Below are 6,404 nucleotides of genomic sequence, written 5' to 3'. Positions count from 1 at the left end.
CCCGAACTCAGAGGTGAAACGCTGCTGCGGCGACGATAGTCTAGGGGTAGCCCTACGCCAAAATAGCTCTATGCCAGGTTTTATATTCTAATCAAACAAACAAGCCCCTCTGAATTTAATCACAGGGCTTGTTTGTTTTTTCCATATTCCTGTAGCTTTACAAAGAAGGAAGAAGTTAGGACTGAAGTTGGAAGAAGCAACAAGTATCATTAACAACTTACTTTGTGAGTGTAGAGCTTCAGTAAAGATAAATAATTATACTCAAGATGGCTTGCACTTCCGGTATAAAACGCGACGGTTCGACGGACAGAAGCTTCTGAGGCAGGCAACGTCGCGTCCTTGTTACAATCCCACGTTTAAAAACGTGGGTACAACTTCAGTTTTTCTTCTTCCTTCTTACGCGCGTCAATGCGGTTTTACTAGTCTAAAAAATATACAGTAGAATTACCAGAAAAATATAATTAAAGATAATTTATATCTGGATCAAAGACGAAAACAGCTCTCGCTTTTGCATCTAAGGCTGGAACTATTGCTGTATTCTCTCTAAAAACTTTTTGGAAATGGTATATATCGGGATTTGTTGGGCATTATCACAAAAAATTTTATTTTCCCAGAATGGTAAGGCTTGCTCTTACTGTTGTTATTCTTGCTCCAACATTGGGCGTTTTTGTTTCTTATATATTTAAACCTGATTTGTCATCTGAATCTTCACCTATCTCTTCTTCATATCTTCTATTTATTCATCTGTTCGTGAGAAAGATGAGGTTAAGGCTTCGTCTTTTTCCGTCTCTTCATCCAGTGTCCCATCTCATAGTTCAACTACTTATGTTGATTCTCCTGATGATGCCAAGCCAAAAAACAAATTCTATTAAAGGTAATATCCCAGTCTTTAAGAACTGGATTAAATTCCAGAGCCTCTCTTCAAGCTGCTGAAGATTGGGATATACTTCCAGAACAAGACACTGTGTTTGGCTATCATGTCAAACTTCAAGGAGGTAAACTGATGGAGTTGGAAACGCCTACGTTTAAGGCAGATTGGGATAGCCGAGGCGGGTTAGCAGAATTTAAAAATCATGTTTTAAAAGTGCTTAAATTCGGTAAAAAGTAGGAAGAGATACTAATTACACAGGAAGCGATCGCTAGAGCTTGAATTGAACCCCTAACCTACTACCACACTCAATTCACCCCGTCGAATTCACGTTATTTTAGAGGCGTTATCTGTAGCTGAATTTAAGAGAATTGGTATAAGTCTTACTCTTTATCGTGCAGAGAAAAGTGCGAAATAAAAAATCACCCCCCTCTTTAATTGTTAAAGAGGGGGGTAAGAGTGTGAGGTGTTATTCACTCTAGTAGGCGTCTTGCATCTCGTAGAAATCAGGTGAGATGTAATCTTTACGCAAGGGAAAACCTACCCAATCTTCTGGCATCAACAAGCGTTTGAGATTCGGATGTCCTTCATAGATAATACCGAATAAATCGTAAGATTCACGCTCTTGCCAGTCTGCGGTCTTCCAAATCCAGTAGACTGAAGGCACTCTGGGATTTTCTCGTGGTAGGAACACCTTGACTCGCACTTCTTCAGGGCGATCGCTATTATCAGCGACTTTAATCAAGTGATACATACTGGCCAACTCTTGTCCGGGTCCGGTATCAATACCACATTGACACTGAAGATAATTAAACCCGTAAGCATATAGCGCAGTAGAAATTGGCAACAAGAAATCTGGCTCAACCTTAATAATTTCTACCCCGTTATGGTCGGGTGCTAAAAACTCATGGTCAAAGCCATTTTCTGTTAACCATTGGGAAACTTTACCTGCTTGTACCAATGACTCTTTTTCAACTGGTACTGGTTTGGATTCTTCATCAGCCACGGCTAGCTTCCTCCTTTTGACCCTGTGTTAGCAGCCCAGGTGGTATCGGCATACCTATAGCTTCCGCCAATTCCTTGGGCGGTGTGAAGCGAGTTTCTGACTGCATATATTTGCCAGTGAGAATTTGCTCGGCTTGCTTCATATTGTGAGTCGTGCTGTAGTAGCGGTGAGTTTGCTTAATCAAACTCCGCTCTTGCATCGAATCATTAGCTATCTTTTTTCGCAGCTTGATGATCGCGTCAATAATTGCTTCTGGGCGCGGTGGACAACCAGGTAAATACACGTCCACGGGAATCAGCTTATCAACTCCACGCACTGCTGTGGGAGAATCCACGCTAAACATGCCACCAGTAATCGTACAAGCTCCCATAGCGATGACATACTTAGGTTCCGGCATTTGTTCATAAAGACGCACCAACTGAGGTGCCATCTTCATGGTGATCGTACCTGCGGTAATAATTAAATCAGCTTGTCGGGGGCTAGAACGGGGAATTAGTCCGAAACGGTCAAAGTCAAACCGGGAACCAATCAAAGCTGCAAACTCAATAAAGCAGCAAGCGGTACCAAATAACAAGGGCCACAAACTCGAAAGGCGCGCCCAGTTGTATAAATCATCAACCGTAGTGAGAATTACGTTTTCTGAAAGGTCTTGAGTAACTCTAGGACGCTCAATCGGGTTGATGATTCGCTCTTTATCTTCGGTAGTTGAATTAGTATTCAAGACCATTCCAAAGCTCCTTTACGCCATGCATAAACTAGGGCAACTACAAGAATCGCAATAAAAATCAGTGCTTCAATAAATGCCAATAGCCCCAAACGGTGGAAGGCAACCGCCCAAGGATAGAGAAACACAGTCTCCACATCAAAGACGACGAAAACCAGCGCAAACATGTAGTAGCGAATATTGAACTGAATCCAAGCTCCACCGATGGGTTCCATGCCGGATTCATAAGTGGTACGCCGTTCCGGGCTGCGACCACTAGGTCTGAGGAGCTTCGACGCTGAAAGCGCCAGGGCAGGCACTAGGCTACAGACTAATAAGAAGCCTAGAAGGTATTCGTAACCGCTGAGGACAAACACAATAAATATCTACCTACCGCTTTTGGTGTCAAGGGGACGCTTGGACTGGGGACTAGGGACACCTGAAAGAGATTATTCATAATATATCTGTTTCTTGCCAGTACCCAGTCACCAGTACCTAATCCCCAATCCCTATACATTATATCCTTTTGATGAATGCTGAATGCTGCGAAACAGACAGGCTTGAGGTATTTGATTCGTTTTTGATTGTGATAGAAAAGTCTAACAGTTATGTCATAATTTTTAACGTATATTTTATATTTCCCCCTCAGCCGCCATGAGTGAACAAGCTGTTGAGACTCAAGAGCTAGACCGCTACGAGTGTCGTGCTTGCGGTTACGTTTATCAACCTGAAAAGGGAGATGACAGCAATGACATTACCGCAGGAACACCTTTCGCAGAATTGCCCATAACTTGGCGCTGCCCAGTTTGTGCTGCGAAAAAGAGCGCTTTCGCCAACGTCGGTCCTCAAGGTACAGCATCCGGTTTTAAGGAAAATCTCGGTTATGGATTGGGTGTCAACCAGCTGACACCGACCCAAAAGAATATCCTGATTTTCGGCGCATTGGCTCTTGCCTTCTTGTTTTTTTTAAGTCTCTACGGTTTACAGTAGTAGGTTGTTACATACCTTATTTACCTAAAAACCGATTACTTAAAGTAAACCTTTGAAAGAAACCCTAGACAAATTTAGAAGAAACTAAAAAATACAGATGGATTCAATTGTGAGAAGTTGGCAAAGAATAGTTGCTTTGTTGGTAGTCGTCCTCATGTGTATAGGTTGTAGCAAAGTTCCCTCTACCAGTTACAATCCTTGGGAAATCATTTCTGTGCCAACAGAGGCGAAACTACTAGACATTGCCTTTACTGATAACTTTCAGCATGGGTATTTAGTCGGTAGCAGCGCCACTTTGTTAGAAACAAAAGACGGTGGTGAAACTTGGAAACCTTTAACACTGCAACTGGATGACCCGAAGTATCGGTTTAACTCAGTCAGTTTTTCTGGTAAAGAAGGGTGGATAGTCGGAGAGCCTGGTCTGGTATTGCATACCACTGATGAAGGTGTTTCTTGGTCGCGCATTGCCGTAAGCGAAAAGCTACCTGGCGGCCCAATTAGCATTTTGGCATTAGGGGAAAATTCTGCCGAGATGGCTACGGATGTGGGAGCAATATATAAGACTACAGACGGCGGTAAAAACTGGAAAGCACAGGTAGAACAAGCAGTGGGTGTGCTGCGTAACATCAAACGATCGCCTGATGGGAAATATGTCGGGGTTTCTGCCAAAGGTAACTTCTACTCAACTTGGGAACCGGGACAAACTGCTTGGGTTCCTCATAACCGCAATAGTTCTAGACGAGTTGAAAATATGGGGTTTACCGACAATGGGCAATTATGGATGCTAGCACGAGGCGGTCAAGTGCAATTTAATGATCCAGAAAAACCTGAAGAATGGCTAGAACCTCAATATCCAGAAGTGTCTACAAGCTGGGGCTTACTGGATATGGCATATCGCACACCTGAAGAACTCTGGCTAGGTGGTGGTAGCGGTAACTTGCTGCGGAGTGCTGATGGTGGCAAAACTTGGGAAAAAGACCGTGATGTCGAAGGAGTTCCGGCGAATTTGTATAAGATTGTGTTCTTTTCTCCAGAACAGGGATTTATTATTGGCGATCGCGGTATTTTACTAAAATATCAACCAAGCGTTGCAGCAGCTTTGAAGTCAGACCCAAAGTCTTAACTATAGCTTGGGTATTTATTGTGCAATTTCTGAGAAGTAGGTTGCAAGTTGTAACTCTTTCTTAACTTTGTAGGATAATATTCTCAAGAACAATCTCACTCAGGTAGGAATCACGCATGTCAGGTACCACTGGAGAACGTCCGTTTTCGGACATTATTACCAGCGTTCGTTACTGGGTAATTCACAGCATCACCATCCCCGCATTATTTATTGCAGGTTGGTTATTTGTCAGCACCGGACTGGCTTATGATGTATTTGGCACACCCCGCCCGAACGAGTATTACCCAAGAGCGGAGCAGGTAGCACCGCCAATTGTGAAAGATCGCTTTGAAGCTAAAAAGCAAATTGATCAATTTACCGGAAAATAGTTTGACATGACCAGCGGCAATAACGTTAATCAACCAATTACTTACCCCATTTTTACGGTTAGATGGCTTGCAGTTCACACCCTAGCTGTACCTACCGTGTTCTTTTTGGGTGCGATCGCTTCAATGCAGTTTATTCAACGCTAGGAGGAACTCATGGATAGATTGCCAAATCCGAATAAACAGCCGGTCGAACTAAACCGGACTTCGCTTTTCCTCGGACTACTACTGATTTTTGTTCTGGGGATTCTATTTTCCAGTTACTTCTTTAACTAACAAAGGAAGACTGGTATTAATCCTTGTTTATTTAACAAGCGTTAATTTTTTATTAAGGGAGGAGAAAACCTGTGTCTGGAAGTGGAAGAATTCCCCTGTGGATTGTCGCTACAATCGTAGGGTTAGGTGTAATTACTGTTGTAGGCATTTTCTTTTACGGAGCTTACGCCGGAATCGGTTCTTCCATATAATTGTGGCTGGAACTGAATACCGTCATCTGAAGGATGAAGGATAAAGGATAAAGAATAAAAAAAGTATTTCATCCTTCATACTTTTTTGGTCAAGTGTGAATTTTAAGCACGATTGTTGATAAATCAGCATTAAAAAACCGCCTGTCTTTTAGAGATAGGCGGTTTTTTAATATTCAGTAGCCTGATAAATCTGCCAAAAACCTTGAAAAATTAATTATCGGTTTTTGATATTGAGATTTATGCAATTAGGCTATATCTTCGCGTTCAATGTATATAAACAATAACGCAATTGCCACTGCTGAAAAAACTAAACCTGTCAGTGGAACGAAGATAGAAGGCAAAAATGAAGTTGACATAGTAAAGATTCCTGTTAAATCTCACTGGAATTCATTCTGGAGCTTACTGCAAATTCTGCCTCATTTTTGAAAATCTATCATATTTTTAACAAATTGAGATTTTATATATGGTAGAACTTACGCAGAAGAATCAAAAAAAACGAACTGCGTACTGCTAGCCCATGCGGATTGCCGTTTTTACGTGCTTATGCTTCCAATTAACTGAAGTAACCAATACCATGAGACTCGATATCATCAGACCAAGACTTTGTTTTGCTGCCACACCTTTATCGTCCCATTGCGATGACTACTGACTAGAACTTGTCCATTACCACTAAAATCAAGCGAGCTGACCTTATAGTAGGATTGATCGATGAGACAAGTCTCGTTGCCTGTTTCTACATTCCAAAGTCTGAGAGCTTGACACTCCCCACGCATAAATGCGGGGGATTCTAGCATCACCGAGGTTCTTTGCTTTTACTGGTCTTGCGACCAGTAGAAGTAGAGAGAACCTCTCCGCTAGCGTTAGTTTGGGAATGCCCTTCCC

General features: G+C 42.3%; 11 protein-coding genes. 6 read left to right on the top strand and 5 right to left on the bottom strand.

The genetic code is table 11. The features are described from left to right. Positions 1 to 1,346 precede the first annotated feature (1,346 nt). The 3 genes from OGM63_RS20190 to ndhC are packed head-to-tail and all read right to left on the bottom strand — an operon-like array spanning position 1,347 to position 2,954. Positions 1,347 to 1,874: an NAD(P)H-quinone oxidoreductase subunit J gene (locus OGM63_RS20190; RefSeq protein WP_263747445.1), complete on the bottom strand. Its 528-nt coding sequence runs from the start codon at positions 1,872 to 1,874 to the stop codon at positions 1,347 to 1,349. Further along, on the bottom strand, positions 1,867 to 2,601 hold the full coding sequence (gene ndhK / locus OGM63_RS20185) for a photosynthetic/respiratory NAD(P)H-quinone oxidoreductase subunit K (RefSeq protein ID WP_263747444.1): 735 nt from the start codon (positions 2,599 to 2,601) through the stop codon (positions 1,867 to 1,869). Before ndhK ends, OGM63_RS20190 begins: the two co-directional genes overlap by 8 nt. Continuing rightward, positions 2,592 to 2,954 (bottom strand): photosynthetic/respiratory NAD(P)H-quinone oxidoreductase subunit C, encoded by a 363-nt coding sequence (ndhC, locus tag OGM63_RS20180; protein WP_263747443.1) that lies wholly within the window; start codon positions 2,952 to 2,954, stop codon positions 2,592 to 2,594. Before ndhC ends, ndhK begins: the two co-directional genes overlap by 10 nt. A 277-nt stretch (positions 2,955 to 3,231) precedes the next feature. On the opposite strand from ndhC, the gene OGM63_RS20175 reads away from it, so the two are divergent. The 6 genes from OGM63_RS20175 (at position 3,232) to OGM63_RS20150 (ending at position 5,522) form a co-directional block, all read left to right on the top strand. After that, positions 3,232 to 3,567, top strand: coding sequence for a rubredoxin (locus OGM63_RS20175; protein WP_263747442.1), 336 nt, complete (start codon positions 3,232 to 3,234; stop codon positions 3,565 to 3,567). Between the two features lie 97 nt (positions 3,568 to 3,664). Next, positions 3,665 to 4,690, top strand: coding sequence for a photosynthesis system II assembly factor Ycf48 (locus tag OGM63_RS20170; protein ID WP_263747441.1), 1,026 nt, complete (start codon positions 3,665 to 3,667; stop codon positions 4,688 to 4,690). A gap of 116 nt (positions 4,691 to 4,806) precedes the next feature. Beyond that, positions 4,807 to 5,058, top strand: coding sequence for a cytochrome b559 subunit alpha (psbE, locus tag OGM63_RS20165; protein WP_263747440.1), 252 nt, complete (start codon positions 4,807 to 4,809; stop codon positions 5,056 to 5,058). 6 nt (positions 5,059 to 5,064) lie between these two features. Next, positions 5,065 to 5,202, top strand: a complete 138-nt coding sequence (gene psbF / locus OGM63_RS20160; RefSeq protein ID WP_029634191.1) for a cytochrome b559 subunit beta — start codon at positions 5,065 to 5,067, stop codon at positions 5,200 to 5,202. Positions 5,203 to 5,211: 9 nt separating this feature from the next. Next, positions 5,212 to 5,331, top strand: coding sequence for a photosystem II reaction center protein PsbL (gene psbL, locus OGM63_RS20155; RefSeq protein ID WP_263747439.1), 120 nt, complete (start codon positions 5,212 to 5,214; stop codon positions 5,329 to 5,331). A gap of 71 nt (positions 5,332 to 5,402) precedes the next feature. Continuing rightward, positions 5,403 to 5,522 carry a photosystem II reaction center protein J gene (locus OGM63_RS20150; RefSeq protein WP_263747438.1) on the top strand — a complete coding sequence of 40 codons (120 nt, stop codon included), beginning with the start codon at positions 5,403 to 5,405 and terminating at the stop codon, positions 5,520 to 5,522. A 245-nt stretch (positions 5,523 to 5,767) separates the two neighbouring features. Here OGM63_RS20150 and psaI read toward each other — a convergent pair whose 3' ends face one another. Continuing rightward, positions 5,768 to 5,878, bottom strand: coding sequence for a photosystem I reaction center subunit VIII (gene psaI, locus OGM63_RS20145; protein WP_072022152.1), 111 nt, complete (start codon positions 5,876 to 5,878; stop codon positions 5,768 to 5,770). Positions 5,879 to 6,112: 234 nt separating this feature from the next. Next, positions 6,113 to 6,295, bottom strand: a complete 183-nt coding sequence (locus OGM63_RS29915) for a WD40 repeat domain-containing protein (protein WP_375340505.1) — start codon at positions 6,293 to 6,295, stop codon at positions 6,113 to 6,115. Positions 6,296 to 6,404 lie beyond the last annotated feature (109 nt).

It is taken from the genome of Plectonema radiosum NIES-515, from assembly GCF_025753815.1.
GTDB classification, from domain to species: Bacteria; Cyanobacteriota; Cyanobacteriia; order Cyanobacteriales; family Nostocaceae; genus Hassallia; species Hassallia radiosum_A.
Note: the sequence above shows the minus strand (reverse complement) of the source record. Positions and strands in the feature narration are given on the sequence as shown.

Bases quoted from the DNA above. Each gene is read 5' to 3' on its own strand.
- ndhK (WP_263747444.1), bottom strand. From the start codon at position 2,601: ATGGTCTTGAATACTAATTCAACTACCGAAGATAAAGAGCGAATCATC.
- OGM63_RS29915 (WP_375340505.1), bottom strand. From the start codon at position 6,295: ATGCGTGGGGAGTGTCAAGCTCTCAGACTTTGGAATGTAGAAACAGGC.
- OGM63_RS20175 (WP_263747442.1), top strand. From the start codon at position 3,232: ATGAGTGAACAAGCTGTTGAGACTCAAGAGCTAGACCGCTACGAGTGT.
- OGM63_RS20170 (WP_263747441.1), top strand. From the start codon at position 3,665: ATGGATTCAATTGTGAGAAGTTGGCAAAGAATAGTTGCTTTGTTGGTA.
- psbE (WP_263747440.1), top strand. From the start codon at position 4,807: ATGTCAGGTACCACTGGAGAACGTCCGTTTTCGGACATTATTACCAGC.
- psbF (WP_029634191.1), top strand. From the start codon at position 5,065: ATGACCAGCGGCAATAACGTTAATCAACCAATTACTTACCCCATTTTT.
- psbL (WP_263747439.1), top strand. From the start codon at position 5,212: ATGGATAGATTGCCAAATCCGAATAAACAGCCGGTCGAACTAAACCGG.
- psaI (WP_072022152.1), bottom strand. From the start codon at position 5,878: ATGTCAACTTCATTTTTGCCTTCTATCTTCGTTCCACTGACAGGTTTA.